General features: G+C 38.3%; 18 protein-coding genes and 1 pseudogene. 12 read left to right on the top strand and 7 right to left on the bottom strand.

The window, feature by feature from the left end; genetic code table 11:
• Positions 1-148: 148 nt before the first annotated feature.
• Positions 149-1,078 carry a DUF7916 family protein gene (locus PR683_RS17405; protein WP_109912089.1) on the bottom strand — a complete coding sequence of 310 codons (930 nt, stop codon included), beginning with the start codon at positions 1,076-1,078 and terminating at the stop codon, positions 149-151.
• Between the two features lie 282 nt (positions 1,079-1,360).
• On the opposite strand from PR683_RS17405, the gene PR683_RS17400 reads away from it, so the two are divergent.
• From PR683_RS17400 to efeB, 5 genes are all read left to right on the top strand, one after another.
• Positions 1,361-1,918 (top strand): iron transporter, encoded by a 558-nt coding sequence (locus PR683_RS17400; RefSeq protein WP_004913787.1) that lies wholly within the window; start codon positions 1,361-1,363, stop codon positions 1,916-1,918.
• A 95-nt stretch (positions 1,919-2,013) separates the two neighbouring features.
• Positions 2,014-2,349 carry a cupredoxin domain-containing protein gene (locus PR683_RS17395; protein WP_110732217.1) on the top strand — a complete coding sequence of 112 codons (336 nt, stop codon included), beginning with the start codon at positions 2,014-2,016 and terminating at the stop codon, positions 2,347-2,349.
• Positions 2,350-2,360: 11 nt separating this feature from the next.
• On the top strand, positions 2,361-3,194 hold the full coding sequence (locus PR683_RS17390) for an FTR1 family iron permease (RefSeq protein ID WP_004913791.1): 834 nt from the start codon (positions 2,361-2,363) through the stop codon (positions 3,192-3,194).
• Entirely contained in the window at positions 3,187-4,089 is a 903-nt protein-coding gene (locus PR683_RS17385) for an EfeM/EfeO family lipoprotein (RefSeq protein ID WP_109912030.1), read from the top strand. The genes PR683_RS17390 and PR683_RS17385 overlap by 8 nt, the downstream gene beginning before the upstream one ends.
• Positions 4,090-4,100: 11 nt before the next feature.
• Positions 4,101-5,375: an iron uptake transporter deferrochelatase/peroxidase subunit gene (efeB, locus tag PR683_RS17380; protein WP_196719110.1), complete on the top strand. Its 1,275-nt coding sequence runs from the start codon at positions 4,101-4,103 to the stop codon at positions 5,373-5,375.
• A gap of 117 nt (positions 5,376-5,492) precedes the next feature.
• Here efeB and PR683_RS17375 read toward each other — a convergent pair whose 3' ends face one another.
• The 3 genes from PR683_RS17375 to PR683_RS17365 all read right to left on the bottom strand — a co-directional run bounded on the left by PR683_RS17375 (position 5,493) and on the right by PR683_RS17365 (position 8,389).
• On the bottom strand, positions 5,493-6,227 hold the full coding sequence (locus tag PR683_RS17375; protein WP_117162682.1) for a vWA domain-containing protein: 735 nt from the start codon (positions 6,225-6,227) through the stop codon (positions 5,493-5,495).
• A 174-nt stretch (positions 6,228-6,401) separates the two neighbouring features.
• A complete protein-coding gene (locus tag PR683_RS17370; protein ID WP_109912027.1) occupies positions 6,402-7,298 on the bottom strand; it encodes a hypothetical protein in 897 nt (298 codons plus the stop codon).
• Between the two features lie 164 nt (positions 7,299-7,462).
• On the bottom strand, positions 7,463-8,389 hold the full coding sequence (locus PR683_RS17365; protein ID WP_109912026.1) for a LysR family transcriptional regulator: 927 nt from the start codon (positions 8,387-8,389) through the stop codon (positions 7,463-7,465).
• Positions 8,390-8,533: 144 nt separating this feature from the next.
• Between PR683_RS17365 and PR683_RS17360 the strand changes: the two genes are divergently transcribed.
• Together PR683_RS17360 and PR683_RS17355 are read left to right on the top strand one after the other, a co-directional pair.
• Positions 8,534-10,309, top strand: coding sequence for an adenine deaminase (locus tag PR683_RS17360; protein WP_109912025.1), 1,776 nt, complete (start codon positions 8,534-8,536; stop codon positions 10,307-10,309).
• Positions 10,310-10,341: 32 nt separating this feature from the next.
• Positions 10,342-11,685: an NCS2 family permease gene (locus PR683_RS17355; RefSeq protein WP_109912024.1), complete on the top strand. Its 1,344-nt coding sequence runs from the start codon at positions 10,342-10,344 to the stop codon at positions 11,683-11,685.
• Between the two features lie 57 nt (positions 11,686-11,742).
• Here the strand turns inward: PR683_RS17355 and PR683_RS17350 are convergent, their stop codons facing one another.
• The 3 genes and pseudogenes from PR683_RS17350 to mdlC all read right to left on the bottom strand — a co-directional run bounded on the left by PR683_RS17350 (position 11,743) and on the right by mdlC (position 14,125).
• On the bottom strand, positions 11,743-12,213 hold the full coding sequence (locus PR683_RS17350) for a RidA family protein (protein ID WP_226537885.1): 471 nt from the start codon (positions 12,211-12,213) through the stop codon (positions 11,743-11,745).
• A 61-nt stretch (positions 12,214-12,274) separates the two neighbouring features.
• Positions 12,275-12,448: pseudogene (locus PR683_RS17345) on the bottom strand (aminoglycoside adenylyltransferase domain-containing protein); the annotation flags it as partial.
• Positions 12,449-12,496: 48 nt separating this feature from the next.
• Entirely contained in the window at positions 12,497-14,125 is a 1,629-nt protein-coding gene (mdlC, locus tag PR683_RS17340) for a benzoylformate decarboxylase (protein ID WP_164528492.1), read from the bottom strand.
• 856 nt (positions 14,126-14,981) lie between these two features.
• On the opposite strand from mdlC, the gene gltS reads away from it, so the two are divergent.
• From gltS to PR683_RS17315, 5 genes are all read left to right on the top strand, one after another.
• Positions 14,982-16,187 (top strand): sodium/glutamate symporter, encoded by a 1,206-nt coding sequence (gene gltS / locus PR683_RS17335; protein WP_004913824.1) that lies wholly within the window; start codon positions 14,982-14,984, stop codon positions 16,185-16,187.
• Positions 16,188-16,398: 211 nt separating this feature from the next.
• A complete protein-coding gene (locus tag PR683_RS17330) occupies positions 16,399-17,307 on the top strand; it encodes a LysR family transcriptional regulator (protein ID WP_004913826.1) in 909 nt (302 codons plus the stop codon).
• A 56-nt stretch (positions 17,308-17,363) separates the two neighbouring features.
• Positions 17,364-18,605, top strand: coding sequence for a D-amino acid dehydrogenase (locus PR683_RS17325; RefSeq protein ID WP_196719107.1), 1,242 nt, complete (start codon positions 17,364-17,366; stop codon positions 18,603-18,605).
• Positions 18,606-18,607: 2 nt separating this feature from the next.
• Positions 18,608-18,961: a RidA family protein gene (locus tag PR683_RS17320; protein WP_004913831.1), complete on the top strand. Its 354-nt coding sequence runs from the start codon at positions 18,608-18,610 to the stop codon at positions 18,959-18,961.
• 256 nt (positions 18,962-19,217) lie between these two features.
• The gene (locus tag PR683_RS17315; protein ID WP_196719106.1) at positions 19,218-20,879 is read left to right on the top strand and encodes an alpha-keto acid decarboxylase family protein; all 1,662 of its coding nucleotides are present in this window, start codon (positions 19,218-19,220) and stop codon (positions 20,877-20,879) included.
• Positions 20,880-20,932 lie beyond the last annotated feature (53 nt).

Below are 20,932 nucleotides of genomic sequence, written 5' to 3'. Positions count from 1 at the left end.
TGGGCGAAATTTTACCTGAAGAATTGAGGGAATTGTATAAATTTTTATCGAAAATAATCTGTAATTAACGCGAGGATAATAGAAAAAACTTATGTTAAATAGGTGATTTCTACAAACCATTTTTGTAAAAATCACCTAAAAATGTCAACTAGCGATTAACCGAACGAGCAATACGTGAATAGGTGTGACGAACACCACGGATCACAATACTATAATTTAAAATATTCTCAGGTAATGCGATTCCGTTATAACCCGAATCACCAATATGGTGTAAATCTGTCCCGGCCATTTTGCACATTAATGCAATTTGCCGAATAGTTTGTAAATCTGCACCTTCTTGAGAAGTGCCAATCGCCGTCATTGTCATCACGCCTTGGGAATGGCAATAACCTACCATTTTTTGCACAAATTCTAATGAAATCCCAGGTACCGTTCCCGGAGCTGGGAGCAAAATAATATCCGCACCATTGTTAATAAAGGTACGAATATCATCATCTGTGATGAGTTGCTCTGCGGAAGCATTTAAAACACCAGCAGCGTGCATTTTTCCCGTAATAAGCACAATATCTTCACCCACAACAGCTTTAAGCTCTTTAAGGCTTTGGTTAATTTCCTGATTAGTTACTCCATTGCCAGGGTTCCCCGTTAGAACAATAATATCCGCACCCATTTCTTTTAATTTAAGAGCATTTTTTACTGTTGCTAATCGCCCTTCTGACATTTTCCATTGCGCATCTTGTGTCGGATTATTAAAGCCCTCAGGTACAGGCTCTAAATTAACACCGATTGCTCGTCCCGTTAAATGCTTAAGTGTGCGAATGATTTCCTCAGGTTCAACCCCTTCGGGTAGGCCTTGCATAATCGGTTGATTAACATCAAAAACATTCAATAATAAAATGTCTGCACCTTGGCTTGCGGCTAATTCAGCATTCGTCACTGTCATTAATACGGGTTGAATTGTGCCTATGGTTTCAGAAACCAAAATTCGCCCTTCACTTGCTTTAATTGATTCTAATAGATTCTTTTTATTGAGTTTTACAATTTCTGAAGCAGAGCAGTCAAGATAACGTCGTTGCATGGCTATACCTTTATTTTCAACAAAATGAATGAAGTGTTCTTTCGCAGTAAAATTCACACCTTCAAAATATATCATGTAGACAATAATAAACTGCCTAATAGAACACACTATTAGCAAGTTATTTTTCAAAGAATAATAACTTTTTCTAACACTTAGATTTTTATATAAAAACAAACATTTTTAGCGACGAGTAATTTACTTATCGTAAATTACCACTTGTTTTTTAGTAATAGTAATGATTATCATTACAGCTCTATATCACTTATGGTAAGGACGAAAATAATGAAACTCGCCTATAAAGCTGCTGTTTCAGGTCTCGCGTTGTTTTCAATCTCAGCATTAGCTCAAGAGTACCCTCTCGGTCACCCTGTGATCAAAAACGGAATGGAAATCCAAGGTGTTTACCTACAACCAATTACAATGGATACCGAAGAAGGCCATCATGCAATGTCTCACTTAGCTGCAGATAAAGCAGATGTCCACTTAGAAGCAGATATCCACGCTGTTGAAGATAACCCAAATGGCTTTGCAGAAGGCGATTGGATCCCTTACCTAACCATTGAATATTCAGTCACTAAACTTGGTGATAAACCACAAACTCAAACAGGCACATTTATGCCTATGGTGGCAAGTGATGGCCCTCATTATGGGGAAAACATCAAATTAGATGGCAATGGTAAATACCGTGTCACCTATAAAATCTATCCGCCATCACACAATAAAGATGTTGCCTTTGGCCGTCATATTGATAAAGAAACGGGTGTGGCCCCTTGGTTCCAGCCTTTCGAAGTCTCTTGGGATTTTGACTACGCAGGTGTTGGCCGTAAAGGTAGTTACTAATTTTTTAACCTAAATTAGTTAAGGGCTTAACCAAGGGAATTTTCTTGCGTAAGCCCTTTTTTGTTTGTCGTTATAAAAGGATAAACCAAGCCAAAATGAAAACATTACTGAGCTTTTTACTGGTTATCACTTGTACAATAATTCCCCTATCTTCATTTGCTGCAGAAAAATATACTGTCGAATTAGAAATGAAAAATGGTGATCTTATCCCGCGAGTTCTTGAAGTCCCTGCAAAAACAATTATCCGCATTAAAATTACCAATACAGGCACTGAGCCCGCAGAATTTGAAAGTATTCAATTAAGAAAAGAAAAAGTTTTAGCCCCCGGAGCAAGCTCTGTTGTTGTTATCGCACCATTGAAACCTGGCACATATACTTTTTTTGATGACTTCCACCTTTCTCACCCCAAAGGCGAGATCATTGCGAAATAAAAGGATTTAGCATGGGACAAGTTCTGTTTGTTGTGTGGCGTGAAAGTTTTGAAGCGTTGCTTGTCATTGGTATTATTTATGCATGGATTAAACGTCACCCTGACGCACATAATGGTATGAAATACCTTTGGGCCGGTGTCGCTATTGGGGTTATTACCTCCATCTTACTCGCACTTCTCATCTATGGCGTATTTAATGTCCTTGATGATACAGGGCAATCACTGTTTATGATTTTTATGGAGCTACTCGCTTGTATCCTGATTGTCCAAATGGTGTATTGGATGAACAAGCATGGCAGCTCAATGAAATCAGAAATTGAATCAGGAATAAGCCGTAATGCGGCTCACCATAACTGGTGGGGCGCCGCATTGATTATTGCCATTGCCATTGCCCGTGAAGGAAGCGAAATCGTCGTCTTTTTATCTAGCTTTATTATGTCGTTAACCGCGTCTAATGCATCGGCTTTCTTTATTGAAGTCGGTGGTGGAATTGCAATTGCAGGCCTTACACTCTATGCATTCTTATTAACAAATCGTTTAGTTTCATGGTCTATCTTCTTTAAGGTTACCGGCGTTATTCTATTATTCCTCGCGTTATCTCTCCTACTTAAAGGGGTAGAAGAAAGCGCTAACTTACTGATTGAATATGATTTTTCCATCCCTGATTTTTTAATTTATCCCGCTTGGGATACAACTGCATTTCTTGACGATTCGGGTATTGCTGGTAATTTTATCTCATCTTTCTTTGCCTATCGTTCACAGCCTATTTGGCTCAGTGTCATTACCTTTATCCTTTATTGGGCTATTGTGATCCCATTGTTTACTCGGAGCAAAAAAAATGTCTAGCTCACTGAGGCATAACATCAAATGGGTCTCGATTAGCTTAATACTCAGTATGGCACTACCTAACTTGGTTCAAGGTAAAGCACTGAGATCCCCTGTACAAACAGGGGATAACATCATTATCGCTAAAGGGGATATTCCTACTCCTGAAAAATATCAACATGCTATCCAAACCTATTTAGCCTTTGCCACTGCTGAATTGGCAGAAATGGTGACGCAATTGGAATTGTTACAACAGAGTTTACAACAAGGAAAGCTAGAACAAGCCCAAGCCGCGTATATTCAGGCTCACCAACATTATGAAACAGTACGCCCGATTATTATTTTATTTGGTAATACGGATAGAACAATTAATCCAAGAGCCGATTACTTCCTTGATAAAGAAACTGATTACCGCTTTACGGGGTTTCATCTTGTTGAATACCAATTATTTATGCAAAAAAATACTGAACTTGCCTCAACGGCAAACCAAGAATTATTACTTAAAGGGCGTGATTTGTATAAACGGGTAGCAACTGAAACCATTGAAATTCCTAAGCTCGTGCAAGCCTCAGCTGATTTTATTGAAATGATCTTAGAAACAAAATTGGGCGGTAAAGAAAATATCTACAGTTTGTCTGATTTAACTGATATTGCTGCTAATTTAAAAGGGTCACAAAAGATAATTGAAATTATTAAGCCTTTTATCAAGCCAGAGACCCTTGAAAAAATACAAAAAAATGACCAACTGATTAACCAAATAATGCAGTCATATCAACTATCAAATACGACATATCAACCTTATAGCCAATTACAACTCAAAGACAAAATGGCGCTTTATTCATTACTCACTCAGCAAGCCGAAACTTTAGCAAAATTACGTGCTGAGCTCGATGTCGATGTTTACTATAAATATTAAGGCATACATTTATGCAAGCTAAACTGAGAAATATATTGCAAACCAACGGAATGTCCCGGCGTAATGCCCTAAAAATGCTCGCAATTAGTAGTGCAGTTTTAGCCGCCCCAGCATTAAAAGCACAAGATAAAATCGCCGATTGCCAACTCACTTATGACAAAGCAATCAATTATCTTGGGCCACACCAAGCCGGTGTTTTGACGCCTGAACCCAAAAATGCCTCCTTTATCGCATTTAATATGACGGCAAATTCCATCGAAGAATTACAGACTGTTTTTACTCTACTGACCCAGCGCATTGCTGATTTAACCCAACCCCAAAAAGCACCTTCAATCAATAATGATAAAATGCCTCCCGCTGAATCCGGTATTCTGGGAACGCAACAGCAACCCGACTCACTAACCATCACCGTTGCTTTAGGTAACTCTCTGTTTGATAACCGGTTCGGATTAAATAAAATCAAGCCTAAATATCTTAGTGAAATGACCAGTTTCCCCAACGATAGGTTAGAGCAGAAATGGTGTGGTGGCGATCTTCTTCTACAAATATGCGCGAATAGCCAAGAAAGCGTTATCTATGCATTACGTGATATTTTGCGTCATATTTCTCCATACAGCTTTCCTCTCTGGAAAATCGACGGCTTCTTACCTGCACGAGATATTGATAACCATTCCACTCCTATCAATCTTTTTGGTTTTAAGGATGGAACGGGAAATGCACCCGCTGATGACAATTTATTGATGAACGAATTAATTTGGATAACAAAAGGCAGTCAAGAACCATCTTGGTGTGACGGAGGGACATACCAAGCAGTACGTCTCATTCGTTTTAATTTAGAATTTTGGGATAGAACGCCATTAGAAGATCAAGAAAATGATTTTGGTCGGCATAAAGATTCAGGAGCCCCTATCGGCATGAAAAAGGAGCACGATGATCCTGAGTTTGGCCAAGACCCTCATGGTGACCGTATTTTATTTGATTCCCATATGCGCCGTGCAGAACCCCGTAATCCTGAACGTTATACCGCAAAACTAAGGCGAAGAAGCTACAGCTATTCACTCGGGTTAACCGAAACAGGGGCTCTCGATATGGGTTTAATTTTCGTCTCTTTTCAGAAAAATTTAAAAACAGGCTTTATCGACACTCAAAAGCGCCTTAATGGTGAACCGCTTGAACGCTATATCAAGCCCTTTGGTGGTGGGTACTACTTTGTATTACCAGGAATCGAGTCGGCACAAAACATACTTGCTGAAAAAATGTTTACAGCCTTAAAACAAACTAAATAATGATAATAATAAAATAAAAGCCCCTATTACCCTTGCTATAGGGGCTTTACTGGCAACTCTATCATCAACTATTAGGCATTTTAAATAATAAAATACTGCGTAGATTTGAACATATTATTATTTTTTTCGTTCCTTCACATCCGCTTCAACTTCTTGTTTCCAATCCTCTGATATTGGCGCAGACTTTTGTTTAGCTTCCACCGCTTTATTTACCGCACGGTAAGCCTTGTCGTATCCAGTCCCATCTTGGACATAACCAGTGGCATTTGAACTTTTAATTCCAATATTTTCTGCTTCAGAAATGGCATCAATATTCGCTCCCAAGAAAATAAAATCCCATTTATCTTCTGTTTCTGCGGACTTAATCATGGCTTTAATTTTTGCTTGAGAATATTTACGGCTACTATTTTCTTGTCCATCTGTAATTATCACAAAAAGAACATTATTATTTTTTGTAACCTTTCTATTTTCTTGCATTTTTTCAATGCCGTCTCCTATCGCATCTAATAATGCGGTATAGCCACCAACGGGATAATCATCAAGTGTTAGATTAGAAACCTTTTCAATGGGTTCTCTATTATGAAGTAAACTTGTTTTGTCATTAAATAAAATAGTTGTAATGTAGGTTTTTGCTTTTTTTCCCTTATTTTCAGTTAATACACTATTATATCCACCGATTGTATCGGTTTCGAATCCTGACATTGAACCACTTTTATCTAGAATAAACACTAAATCTAAAATATCGGGATCTTTTTTAGTATTAATAATAGTAGTACTACTAGCAATAGAGGAAAATAAAAACAAAAATGCAGCTGATATGACGGTGAAAACGGATTGTATGGATAAATTCATCGCCGAGTTCCTTGGTGTGGTTAATATAACCATACCAATCTGGCTTTTTCATCAGTTATTTAAAATAAGATTACTCTGTATACTTAATAAGCATTTTCTTAATTAATTCCAAAAATTATTACTTGAAAATAATCTTCCTAAGTAAGTATATAAATAGTATATCCCCTTAAACCATTACTGTTTTAACCAAATACCATGTTCTCTTACTACATTAATTTCTTGAATAAAATTATTATACTTTATATTTTCTGTAACAGAGTTTGATGAAGCGCTTCGAGCCTGCTCATGTACTAACTCAGTAATAGCATGGTGAAATTCTTGGTTTAATTCTTTATGGATATCAACATCATCAGTATTTTTTAATCGTGTAGCTAACTGAATTAATTTTTCGGCTTTTATCTGTACATCCGTATTATCAAAAGTAACAGTTGGAACTTCATATATAAATGCCATATTGATAGAATCTGCAGCTTCATGATTAGCAGGATCCGGTAATAATTTTTGCCCATATTCATTATCTAAATAGGCAATTAATTCATGTTTATCAAAGCATTTAGATTTAATATTTCCATCTAACTTATCATCATAGAGTGTGATTGAATCAGGAAAGCTTTCTCCTACTGGGTAGCTACACCTAAATATATTTGCATCAATAAGCGTTGCGTTAGAACTGCGGGCCGGTAGCTCAAGCTCGTGCCCATTAATTGTAATGGGATAGCTAGCAGGTTTAAACCTATCTTCTTTACCATCAACAGCATAAACTTCAGACAAGGTGTAGTAAACAAAATGATTTGGGTTAATAATCCCGCCAGAGTTATTTTCAAAAACAAAGAAATCCGTCACGTCACCTTCACCACTAACTAATTGGTGTGGTCCACTAGAAAGTAAAACAACGCCTTTATCATCCGGTAAAACATCATAACCTTTGCCATCTAGCTTAAACGTAATCGTGTTTGTACTTGGATTACTATAATAAAACTTACCCTTACCACTTAAAAGTTCCATATCGTCACAAGCGGAAAGTAATATAGTTACAGTTATAAAACAGCTATATTTTAGTATAGTATTCATAATGTTATTCCAAAAATCATTAACCCTGACTTATTAACTAAAAATTAGAGCTATTGTATGACGCTCTTTAAAATATTATTTTGGATATTAGAAACCATTATTCAGTTATTCGAATAAAATAACTTTACGATAAATGCGGTAGTTACCAATTTAATGGATATAACTTATGCGTTATTATCACGCAATACTTTTAACAATACCTGAAAAACCTCATCCATTAACGGCGTCGTTTGTTGGCTATTGCGAATTAAGGCTACTGTACGAGTTAACTCGGGTTGTTGTAATTGTAAAACTTTCAATTCTGGATCACGTAAATGTACAGTATAAAGCTGTGGTAAAATCGCAATCGCGAGTTTTGAGCGAACTAAGCCATATAGCGTTTCAATGTAATCCACTTGATAGCGAATCTTTAATTTTAAACGGTGACTTTCCACTGTCGCAGCGACCAAGCGTTGAATATTACCCTTCGAAAATACAGCCACATCACGGTTATTGAGTAGCTTCCATGGCATATGAAATCTATTATCCGCTACTGCGTCATCATTATGGATAACAGCCACAAAAGGGTCATCTTGTAGTGGAAAAATAGCTAAATTCTGAGGTACTGAACTATCTAACACCCCAATACCGAAATCAATTTCATGATTGATAAGTTTATTAATCAAAGCGTCATTCGTTTGGTCATAAAACTCAATATTAAGCCTCGGAAAATATTGATTTAATAGTTCAGGCACAGCAGGAAATAACAGAGAACTTACGGAAGGAACTAAGCCAATACGTAATGTTCCATCCCCTCCTTCCGCGATTATTTTTTGAATTTCACTAAATGCGCGATGAGAAACACTCAGTATTTGCTGTGCATGTGGCAAAATTGCAGCACCTAGCTCCGTTAATGTTACGGATGAAGCTGTGCGATTAATTAGCTTTCCTCCGATAACCGTCTCTATTTGCCGCAAAGCACTACTCAAAGCAGGTTGACTTACCGCTAGACGATTAGCGGTCTCGGTAAAATGACGAAGTTTCGCTAACGTCACAAAATACTGTAGCTGTTTGAGCGTGAGTGCAGGCAGCCTCTGCCAAGGTTCTATCATAATAATGTTCTTTTACTTTTATTGGATTAGCCAATATCTCGATTCATTATAACCATTTCTTATCACATGATAAATTTTATCATCTTGGCAAACGTTTGCGTTGCTCATAAAGTAACAATCATAAATTGTAGGAATGGTATCTTTATGTGCATAACAGAACAAAATAGGCGTCACGTCATTCAATCTGCTAAAGGCGAAAAGCCTTTTGACCTTTTACTCGCTAATGCCAATATTGTTGATATGGTAACCGGTGAAGTTCGCCTTGCAGATATCGGGATCACCGGCAACCTAATTGCTAGCGTTCATCCTACTGGAACCCGTACGGACGCAAATGAAACCCATGATTTATCAGGCTATTTCATTTCACCTGGCTTAATAGACACTCATGTCCATTTAGAAAGCTCACACTTACCCCCTGTACGTTATGCCGAAATAGTTCTAGCTCAAGGAACAACGGCTGTATTTTGGGATCCCCATGAGCTTGCCAATGTATTAGGCCTAGGAGGTGTACGTTATGCTATTGATTCTAGCCGAAATTTACCGCTAGATGTCATGGTTGCAGCCCCTTCGTCAGTGCCATCAACACCTGGCTTAGAAATGTCTGGAGCAGACTTTGCTGGGAATGAAATGTCAACCATGCTGAGTTGGCCGGAAGTTCGTGGCGTAGCCGAGGTCATGGATATGTTTGGTGTGCTCCATGGCAGTGACAGAATGGAAGAAATTCTAAATGCAGGAATTACATCAGGCAAGCTTATAGAAGGCCATGCAAGAGGTTTAAAAGGAGCTGATCTCCAAGCATATCTGGCTGCCGGCGTCACCTCTGATCACGAGTTAACCTCGGCTGAAGATGCCCTTGAAAAGCTACGTGCGGGCCTTACATTACAAATTCGTGGCTCACATCCTTACCTCCTTCCTGATATTGTTGCCACATTAAAATCCTTACCGCATTTGTCATCACAAATCACAGTATGCACGGATGACGTGCCTCCCGACATATTAATTGAAAAAGGTGGCATTATTGCGTTATTAAACCTGTTAATTGAGCATGGAATGCCAGCAACGGACGTACTACGCTTTGCTACATTTAATGCTGCAATACGCTTGCAACGCCATGACCTTGGCCTAATTGCTGCAGGGAGAAAAGCAAATTTAGTCATCTTCGATTCATTGGAAACGTTGAAAGCACAAGCCGTGTATGTATCAGGCCAAAAAATTGCAGAAAATAACCAACTTATCAATGCATTAAGTGCACATAATGATATTTTACCACCGCGAGACACCATGCAACTCTCGCCAATCACCCCAAATGATTGCACGTTAAAAATTGATGGAATCAATAATGGTAGTGCGCGTTTACGTCATATTCGTGGGGCACGTTTTACCCAATGGGGCGAAATTGACGTACAAATCAAAAATAGCGTGGTACAAGTGCCGAATAATTTCAGCCTTATTCGAGTTCAACACCGTCACGGCCGCCACGATGCTTTACCTCAGATAGCCTTACTTGAGGGTTGGGGGGAATTACGCGGAGCCATTGCGACTAGCTATTCACACGATTCACATAACCTCGTTGTCCTTGGTCGTGACCCTGATGATATGGCCATCGCCGCTAATTTATTAATCGAGAGTGGTGGAGGTATGGCGTTAGTACAAAATGGTCAGGTTTTAGCTCATGTCGCTATGCCAATTGCCGGTATGCTATCTGATTTACCCGCAACTGAGCTGGCTGCTCAATTTCGCCAATTGCGTGAATTAAGCAGTGAAATCGCTGATTGGGAGCCACCTTATCGAGTCTTTAAGGCTATTGAAGGAACCTGTCTTGCTTGCAATGCAGGCCCACATTTAACCGATTTAGGATTAACGGATGGAACAACACGTCAAATCGTTGACGCTGTCATCCATACTGCTAAGCACGCATAGAAAATTAATAATAATGATAGGAGAGCCAATTAATGGCTGACAATTCAATAAATACGCCAACATCAGGGAGTTGGCTAGAAAGGCGCTTTGCTTTACGTGAGCGCGGCAGTTCAGTAAAAACAGAGTGTTTAGCTGGGGTGACCGGTTTTTTAGCCGCAGCTTACTTGCTCGTGGTGATCCCCGGTTTACTTGCCGTTGGAGGGATGGATAAAGGAGCCGCAACCACCGGAACAATTATTGTCTTCGTCATTGCCAGTTTATTAATGGCATTCTATGCAAACTTACCTTTTATTGTTGGCCCTGGTATTGGAGGCTCAGTCCTTGTCGGTATTACACTTGCAGGCAGTGAAGGTATTGACTGGCAAATAGGGCTCGGCATTGCTTGTTGGTCAGGGATCTTATTTTTCCTATTAACTAAATTTGGTTTGCGTGAAGTTGTTACGCGCTCTGTCCCACAATCAATTAAACTCGGATTAACTGCATCAATTGGTCTTTTCGTTGCCGTATTAGGCTTTCGAAATGCAGGATTAGTACTCGCTAACCCAAAAACAAATGCATTAATGCTTGGTGATTTTCTTTCCCCCGGAGCATTAGTTGCACTTGCTGGCTTTTTCGTTGCAATTGCACTACAAGCTCGCAAAATACCGGGCGGAATTTTATGGGCTATTTTATTTGCAACCCTCTTAGGTATTCCTTTTGGTGTCACAAAATTACCTGAAAGCTTTATTGGTATTCCACATTCTGTGGCTCCTGTATTAGGGCATGTAGACTTAATTGGCGCATTAAATATCGCGTTTCTTCCTTTCTTATTTGTCTTTTTTGCTGCTGAATTTTTCTCAACCATGGGGACAACATTAGCGGTTGGCGGAGAAGCTGGTTTATTAGATAAAGAAGGTAATATGCCCAATATTAACCGTCCCTTTCTCGTTGACTCAATTGCTGCAGCACTAGGCCCATGGGTCGGTATTCCAGCCGCAACCGCACTTATTGAGTCCTCAGCGGCGGCAGAGGCTGGAGGTAAAACAGGTATGACAGCTCTTGCTGCAGCCTTTATGTTTTTATTAATGCTGCTATTTACACCAATCGCATTAATGATCCCAGCACAAGCCACGGCTCCTGCTCTGATTTTAATTGGACTAAATATGTTCAGTGGTTTACGAAAAGTAGACTTAGGCAATTTTACCGATGGCTTACCCGTATTAATGATGGTGATGATTACGCTAATCGCTAATAGCTTTGGTACGGGTATCGCCGGTGGGTTGTTATTCTATATCTTAATTAAAGCCGTTGCTGGCAAGTGGAGAGAAATTCCAATTAGCTTGTGGATACTTGCGGTACCTCTTGTTTATTATTTCTCAACACTAGTGAAACACTAAACCATTAGTGCCAGAAAAGCCGATTTTTCCACTGTCGGCTTTTCTATTCTAATAAATTTAGTTTAAAACTGCATGAGCTTCTATTTCTATTAACCATTCCGGCAAGGAAAGCCCAGAAACAATAACCCAAGATGAAGCAGGAGGATTGTTTGGAAACTTTTCTTTTAATGCTTTCGCAATATCCGCTTGTTCCTCATGGCTATTAAAGCCCTCTTTGATATAAATACGTAGCATAGCCACCTGAGATAAATCACCACCTGCCTCATGCAATACATATTCAATATTGATTAATGATTGTACGGTTTGTTCGTAAATACCCCCAGCAACAGTTTCTTCCGCGGCATTTACTCCAACCTGACCCGATAAAAATAATTGTCGGGTTCCCGTTATTTCTATAGCTTGGCTAAAGCCATACTGCAAAGAATTAAAGATAGAAGCCGGGTTTATCGATTTTTTAGTCATTTTTATTTCATTATTAATAAAACAATAATGCAGTATAAGCCATTTGCTTTTTGATTCATTAAACATCAAGCAAACGTCATTTGATTGGTATTAAGAAAGCATCAAAAGACACATTGATTTAAGTTACCTAAGAATAAATACGAATACGCTCAGCTAAATAATTCGCGCATTGCGTGACACTCATCAACTGATTTTCCCAATCAACAGAATCCCCTGTTAAATAGGCGTTTTTTGCTACCACTAGGATCGAAGTCAGTTCCACTGGCATTAATTCAGCTACCCAAATAGCGGCCTCACACTTTGAAGTAAATAGCCCCTAATTAGGAGCCATTTAATCAACGATACATAGTTAAATCAGTGGAGGAATTGACGGTAAAATAGGCACTTCAATCACTGTTGGTCCATTACGCCTAAATGCCTCTTCACAGGCTTGCTTAATGTCTTCTATCGTTTTGGCTCTCACCGCAGCACAACCATATCCTTTTCCTAAAGCCACGATATCTAAATTTGGAATATCAAGCCCCGGAACCCCTGGTGTTTCCTCCAATACTGCAAATGATTTTAAAATGCCATATTCATTGTTTTTCGGAATGATAAACACAATAGGTAAGTTCTGCTGCGCAGCACTCCATAAGCCTTGAATTGAATACTGCATAGAGCCATCACCAATAATTGCCATCACTGGGCGATGGCGCCCGCTGTCCCTTTCGGCTAATGCAATTCCCACACTTGCTGGTAAATTCCAGCCTAATGAACCACTTGCAAAAGTATAGAATGAATCAGGAAATTCAATTGGCCATTCACGATGAAGTTCACCGAGGTTTGAAGGGGACTCTTCCACCAAGACGGTTTCTTTTGGTGAAACTTCCCTCAAGGTGCGAAATAATTGCGTTGCACTCAGTGTTGGGCTATTACTGCTTTGTTCAGCTGCAGCTGGGTACGGTGCCATTCCATGAGGTTGTTTTTCCACCGTTTTTGTCCCAGTACGAGGCGCAACCAAGTTAATTAACCCTTCTAGTGCGAGTACAGCATCACTTAACAAGCTATCTCCAATAGGAGCTCTAGCCACTTCGATTGGGTCATCTGTAATGTGTAGTAATTTCAGTCCTTCAGGGATATAACTGCCTGCAACATAAGGGTAATACCTAAATACAGGAGCTCCAATAACAATGGCTAAATCATGTCCTTCGAGTTTTTCAGATAACGGTTTTGTCGCAAAAGGTAACCCACCTGCATACAGAGGATGAGTTTCTGGGAATGGCGGCCGTTCAGATGCAGGCGCAGCCCACACTGGCGCATTTAATTTTTCAGCAAGTTTAATGCCGATATCCCAACCTTCCCCTCTTGCAATGGCGGAACCATAAATAAGTACAGGATTCTTCGCATTCGATAGTGCTGAAGCAAACTCTTGTAGTCGAGCTGGATCATAACCAATGCGCTGCGGTACAGAACGAACAACAGCTTCTTGTGCTAGTGCGGGCTTATCCCAATCATCCAGTGGGATAGATAAAAATACTGGCCCAGCAGGTGGTTGCAGAGCCATTGCATACGCTCGCATAAAAGCAGCGGGGACGTCTTCCGCACGCACTGGTTGATAGCTCCATTTTACCCAGGGTTTTGGCAACGTTTCAGGCTCAATGTTGGTTAGCCAAGGCTCAATCAATAACATTTCTCGTGTTTGATTTCCCGCCGTAATAATTAATGGTGTTCGGTTCATATAGGCAGTCAAAATATTACTCATGGCATTACTTAACCCTGCGGAAGTATGCACATTCACCATCGCAACTTTACGCATTCCCTGCGCGTAACCATCTGCGGCGGCAACAGCAGAGGCTTCCTGTAATGTTTGGATATAACGAAAATCACTCGGAAAATCTTTTAAAAATGTTTCTTCTGTCGAACCTGGGTTGCCAAAAATGGTTGTAATACCTAACTTACGTAATAAATCATAGGTGACTTGACGGATCGTTTTTTGCATTTAAAACACTCCATAAATAATCTTCAAATTATCTAATAAATAAAAAATTTAGATTTGAAACACCCTGTTAAACTTACATGCCATCTCATTATTAAATAATCAAAATATAATCTAACCCATTGTAATTAGGTACTATAGCAAAAAATTAATTAACGATATATTCAGGTGAATTTTTCTTTTATATCTCTCAAAAAGAAAGGTAATGACAATATACTTATGAAAACAAGCTATTAAATAACATCCAAATTAGACAGTCTCAATAAGATGGTAAAAAAACCAAATATAAACCTAAAACAAAATTATCAAATAGCGTTTAATGATTATATTTGTACTTATTATATTCAAAAGTAACCATCAACGATTTGCTATTGATAAAAGGTCGTATATTTAACGCTAACGGCAACGCCGTCCCCTGATCTCTGAAGATTGTCCTATCTATAGGCTAGACAATATTTTCACTCAGTATCCAATAATGGATTATTTACCTCATTTTTCACTCTAATCTGTCCATTTTCTTTTATGTTGTACATCACACTTCTTATAATTACTTGGTAGCATAAGCCTTCAGTTACATGAGTTCCCAAAAAAAACAATTTTATCCTTACATGCCATCTTCAAAATGATCCCTTTCAACAGAAACCTGCTGTTCATGCTGTCTCTCGCTATTTTTAGCCAAGAAAATTTGCATATAAGACCTCGTTGTCACCCATTTAATACTCAGGCTAGGGTTAACTAAAAGTTATAGATACCCAAACAAAACTCATTGTTAAATAAAAGTTGCACAAAGTAACTTAATTTATCGCTAATGTTAAATAACAACAGTGAAAGTTCTGGTAAACTAACTTGAGGTAAAATAATGATCCTAGATGCCAGCTACACTTTATTAGTCGCTTGTTTGGCGCTGTTGATTGGTATGTTTGTTGTCAAATACACACCTTTTCTACAAAAAAACCATATCCCTGAAGCCGTTGTTGGCGGCTTTATTGTTGCTATCATTCTATTAATTGTTGATAAAACTGCAGGGTATTCATTTACTTTTGATGCTTCACTACAAAGCATTTTGATGATTACGTTCTTTTCATCAATTGGATTAAGCTCAGATTTTTCGCGTTTAATAAAAGGTGGTAAGCCACTTGTCTTATTAACGATAGCAGTGACTATATTAATTGCTATTCAAAATACCGTTGGTATGGGAATGGCTGTCATGCTTAATGAAAGTCCATTTATTGGTTTAATTGCGGGTTCAATCACACTTACGGGTGGCCACGGTAATGCAGGGGCTTGGGGACCAATATTAGCTGATAAATATGGTGTGACAGGTGCTGTTGAATTAGCTATGGCGTGTGCAACCTTAGGCTTAGTCCTCGGTGGGTTAATTGGTGGCCCTGTTGCTCGCCATTTATTGAAAAAAGTTGCGATCCCTAAAAGTACTGAACTCGAAAAAGAAACCATCGTTGAAGCTTTCGAACAACCGAGTGTTAAACGTAAAATTAATGCCAATAATGTTATTGAAACCATCTCAATGCTAATTATCTGTATTGTTGTTGGTGGCTATATTAGCGAATATTTTAAAGATACCGTCATGCAATTGCCAACCTTTGTTTGGTGCTTATTTGTCGGTATTATTATTCGCAATGTCTTAACACATATATTTAAACATGAAGTTTTTGAACCAACCGTTGATGTATTAGGTAGCGTAGCCTTGTCATTATTCTTAGCAATGGCGCTAATGTCCTTAAAATTCGGTCAACTCGCTAGTATGGCAGGCCCTGTTCTGATTATTATTGCAGTACAAACGGTGGTTATGGTTTTATTTGCAACATTTGTTACCTTTAAAATGATGGGCAAAGATTATGACGCCGTTGTTATTAGTGCCGGGCACTGTGGATTTGGAATGGGTGCAACACCAACCGCTATCGCTAACATGCAGACCGTCACTAAAGCATTCAGCCCTTCCCATAAAGCCTTTTTAGTGGTGCCTATGGTGGGTGCATTTATTGTCGATATTTCAAATAGTATCTTAATTAAAATCTTTATCGAAATCGGCACGTATTTTACCTAGTACACAACCATAAAGGCTGGGCTATAACCCAAGTATATAGTCTGGCCTTCACTTTTTATCTCTATTTAATTTAAACCGCCTAATTTCCTTTCACCATTTTCAGCACAAAATGAATAGTTGTTCAGATTAATTGGTATTAATTCGGTAGAATATGCGAATTAATACCAATAGTCGGTTTCTGTGAGTAAAAGCAAATAATAGGTTTCTGAAAATGAAGTTAAGGCATCTCGATATTTTTTATGCGGTCATGACCTGTGGTTCTCTAACTCGCGCAGCTGAGGTTTTACATATCTCACAACCTGCTGCCAGCAAGGCCTTAAAACATGCAGAACAACAACTTGGCTTAGTATTATTCCAACGGATAAGAGGGAAGTTAATTCCTACAGCTGAGGCAAACCTGCTATTTGAAGAAGCGAAGGAAGTTTATCATAATTTAGATAAGCTCAGAATTTTAGCGCAAAACTTATCACGTGATCCGCAAGGCAAATTAGCCATTGGTTGCTTACCTAGCTTAGGGCTAAACTTAGTACCTGAAGTGACCGCTCAATTTATTAAAAAGCACCCCAATATCAAACTTACGATCGGTACACATCATACAACCGATATTCTGCAGTTATTAACCCAACAAGATCTCGATATTGGTATTGGCTTTAACCTTGAAATTGAAGGTGGTATTACGGTTTTACCTATTGCAGATATCCCATTAGTTTATGTGGATAGCAAATTACCATTGCACTCACCTGTTTCGCTCACTGATATCGACCAAGAGCGTTGGATCCACCCTGGTTCTGATTCTTTATCTCAGCTATTACAAAAACGTCATGAGTTTGCAGAATCGAATATTAGTGTGCATACCTATCATATGGCTGCAGAATTTGTTCAGGCAGGTTTAGGTTGCAGTATTACCGATATTTTTTCAGCCGAACATACATTGCCTGAATCAATGATTTACCCTTTACAGGAAGGTTTACACCTTGCCGTATCCGTTTTTCATCGCGCAGATAAACCATTAACCAAAGCTGCACAGAATTATGTTAATACCTTGGCATCCACACTTGAGAAAAGAAATAAAGTAGTTAACCAAAAGTTATACTCTAGTGATGAAAACTCAATTGTTTAGTTAGCTTATTCACCGTTAAATAATAACATCTTGGTTATTATGGGTTACGGATTATTATGACTAAACATGTAGTGGTTATTGGAGCTGGTGTGATTGGTTTAAGCACCGCCTATGCATTAATTAAAGCAGGCCAAACCGTAACATTAGTTGAATCAGATACAGATGTCGGTATGCACACCAGTTTTGCTAACGGTGGGCAACTCAGCTATCGCTATGTTTCTCCCCTTGCTGATGCAGGTGTTCCTTTACAAGGCCTACGTTGGATGGGGAAAAATGACTCCCCCTTAAATTTAAAAATAACGCCTTCATTACAACAGTGGTCTTGGCTAGCGCAATTTACATTAGCTTGTAACCGTAATACCAATAAAATTAATGGTACCCATCTTTTACGTTTATCACTCCTGAGCCAAGAAATAATGAATAAATGGCGTAACAATGGTGATATTGCCGATTTTGCTTGGGAAAAATCAGGGAAATTAATTATCCATCGTGATAATAAGAGTTTTCATAAAGCCAGTGAAACGGTTGATAAACAATTTCAAAAAGTATTAACACCCGCTAAAATTATTGAGCTAGAGCCTTCATTAAAAAATATACAGCCTCAACTAGTCGGGGCAATATATGCTCCTGATGATGAGAGTGCAGATTGCTATTTATTCTGCAAAAATCTACTGCAATATTTACTCATGCAACCGCAATTTAAGCTTTGTTTGCAACACAGTGTTGAATCTTTCATTACACAAGATAACAGCATTACAGGAATAGCCACTCACCAGGGAACTATCCAAGCTGATGATTTTATTGTTTGCGCAGGTAATGGTAGCCGCGAGTTATTAAAACCACTGAATATTAATGTCCCTATTTTAGGGTTAAAGGGATATAGTCTAAGTGTCGAATACCCGCAAGCTGAGCATATTGTTCCGAAAATTAACGTGACTGATTACGGCAATAAAATTGTCTATGCCAAACTTAATGAGCAATTACGCATTGCTGCGATGGTTGATATTGGTTATGACAAGCATGGTTTACGTGAAAATAGAATACAAGCTCTTAAGAAGATTATTAAACATACCTTTCCTGAACTACCTAAAATTGACGATGCTGAAAGCTGGTGTGGGTTACGCCCTTCAACACCAAAAGGCCCACCAATATTAGGAAAAACAACCTATAAAAATTTATGGCTTAATGTTGGACATGGCAGTTTAGGGTTTACTCTTGCCGCAGGCAGCGCGGAAATATTGACTCAATTAATTACAGAACAAAAAACGCCAATTTCTTTAACTGGATTAACGAGGTAATCATGTCCATCAAACGTAACAACCCGAAACCACGCTTAGCTGACAGTGTTGAATATGCAGGGATAGTTTATTTATCAGGGCAAGTACCTAATGACCTAACAGGTGATATTACCCAGCAAACTGAAGATGTTTTAGCTAAAATTGATACGTTATTAGCAGCCAGCAACAGTAATAAAACACAAATTTTATCTGCTCAAGTTTGGATTAAAAATATGGCGAGAGATTTCTCGGCCTTTAATGCAGTATGGGAAAATTGGATGCCTGTAGAAAATAGCCCAGCCCGCGCAGCAGTTGAAGCAAATATGGCTCGAGAGCAAGTCCTTGTTGAAATTATGGTGATTGCGGCTCAGCGTTGATCTCTGTTTAGTGATATTTTAAATATAAAAAAGCAGTGAGGCTGACTGCTTTTTATTACTCTACCAATTTAATCTTCTATTTGATTTTATAATATCCGATTAAATAATGAATTTAATCAATTTCGTTAGACTTATTATAAAATAAAGACTTTCATTTTCACCCTCCTTAACTATTATCAAATCAATTTCAATAAAAATAAATAGCTAATAAAAAATTATAAATGAAGAAAAAATAATTATTAACTGGAGAGACTAAATGAAAGAAACCGTGATTGAATATATTTTATCGAAGTTATATGACTTAGGCATTGAAGATATTTTTGGTGTTCCTGGTGATTATTCATTTCCTATTAATGACGCTGTTTGTGTTAGTTCTCGACAGCGTTGGATTGGTAATTGTAACGAACTAAATGCAGCCTATGCCGCTGATGGCTATGCTCGAATAAAAGGTGCCGCTGCATTATCAACCACATTTGGCGTTGGCGAATTAAGCGTACTCAACGCAATAGCGGGTTCCTATGCAGAAAGGTTACCGATATTTCATCTTGTCGGAATGCCACCAAGCCAATCAAAGAAAAAACGTCTAATTAACCATCATTCTTTAGGTGATGGTGATTATGATGTTTTCTATAAAATGAGCCAGCATATTGTCTGCGCCCATGCCATTATAACCCCAGAAAATTGTATTGAAGAAACAGAGCGATTAATCACTTGTGCCTTACACGAGCGTCGCCCAGTTTATTTTGGATTACCTGCTGATTATGCTGTAAAAACTGTAGTTAAGTCACCTCATAATATGGTTCCATTAATACCAAAAACCAATCCAGAAATACTAAAAAACATTATCCATCTCATCTTAAATAAATTAATAAATAGCCAGCAACCCTGTTTATTAGCAGGGTCAATATCTCTACGTTTAGGATTACAAAAAAGCTTACAAACTATTATCGAAAAAACCAATATTCCCTATACAACCTTTTATATGGATAAGAGTGTTTTAGATGAAACTAATACACAATATATTGGAATGTATGCGGGGGAGTTCATCAATCCACAAGTGACTTCATTTGTAGAAAACTGTGATTGTGTTTTAAATATCGGCACTATAATGTCAGATTTTAATACTGCTTGTTACACCTCTAATATTGAAGAGGGAAACATAATACACATTATGGATAATTACGTTGTGATTAGTGGCCAACGCTACGATGAGATTTATATGAAGGATGTCATCTCATCGTTAAAAGATAAATTGATATCAACTTCTAATTATTATTTTTATCATAATAATTACCCTAAAGCACAATCACTTGGTACACCAATAAGTTCAAAAACACAAGAAATAACGGAAACATTCTTATACCCTCGTTTAGAAAAAATGCTCAAGCCTAACGATATTATATTTGGTGATACAGGAACATTTACCATGGGCTTATCATTTGCACTTTTACCTAAGGGGGCATCATTTCATTCTCAATCTTTATGGGGATCAATTGGCTGGGCCACTCCTGCTGCATTAGGAGCAGCTTTAGCATCTCCCTCCAGCCGTCTTATTTTAATAACTGGTGAAGGTGCTCACCAATTAACAATACAAGAAATTAGTCAATTTTCACGATTTGGGCTTAAGCCTATTATTTTTGTTCTAAATAACGACGGCTACCTTATCGAACGACTATTTTGTAAAGAACCTGAATATTATTATAACGATGTTACTCAATGGAATTATGCACAACTGCCTTCGGCATTTGGGTGCGATGATTGGTATTGCCAAAAAGTAGCAACCTGCGATGAACTCAATGATGCCTTACAACATATTGAAACTCTCGATAGCGCAGCTTACATTGAAATAATGACAGACAGGTATGACGCATCAAAGTATTTAGTAAAAATGGGAGAAGCTATTACTTCTACATACTAACTATATTGTTTGTAGCTAGCTCCGCCATCTAAAATGGCGTGAGCTATTAGAAA

The organism is Providencia sp. PROV269 (genome assembly GCF_028477785.1).
Classification (GTDB): Bacteria; Pseudomonadota; Gammaproteobacteria; order Enterobacterales; family Enterobacteriaceae; genus Providencia; species Providencia rettgeri.
This window is presented reverse-complemented; position numbering and strand designations above follow the sequence as displayed.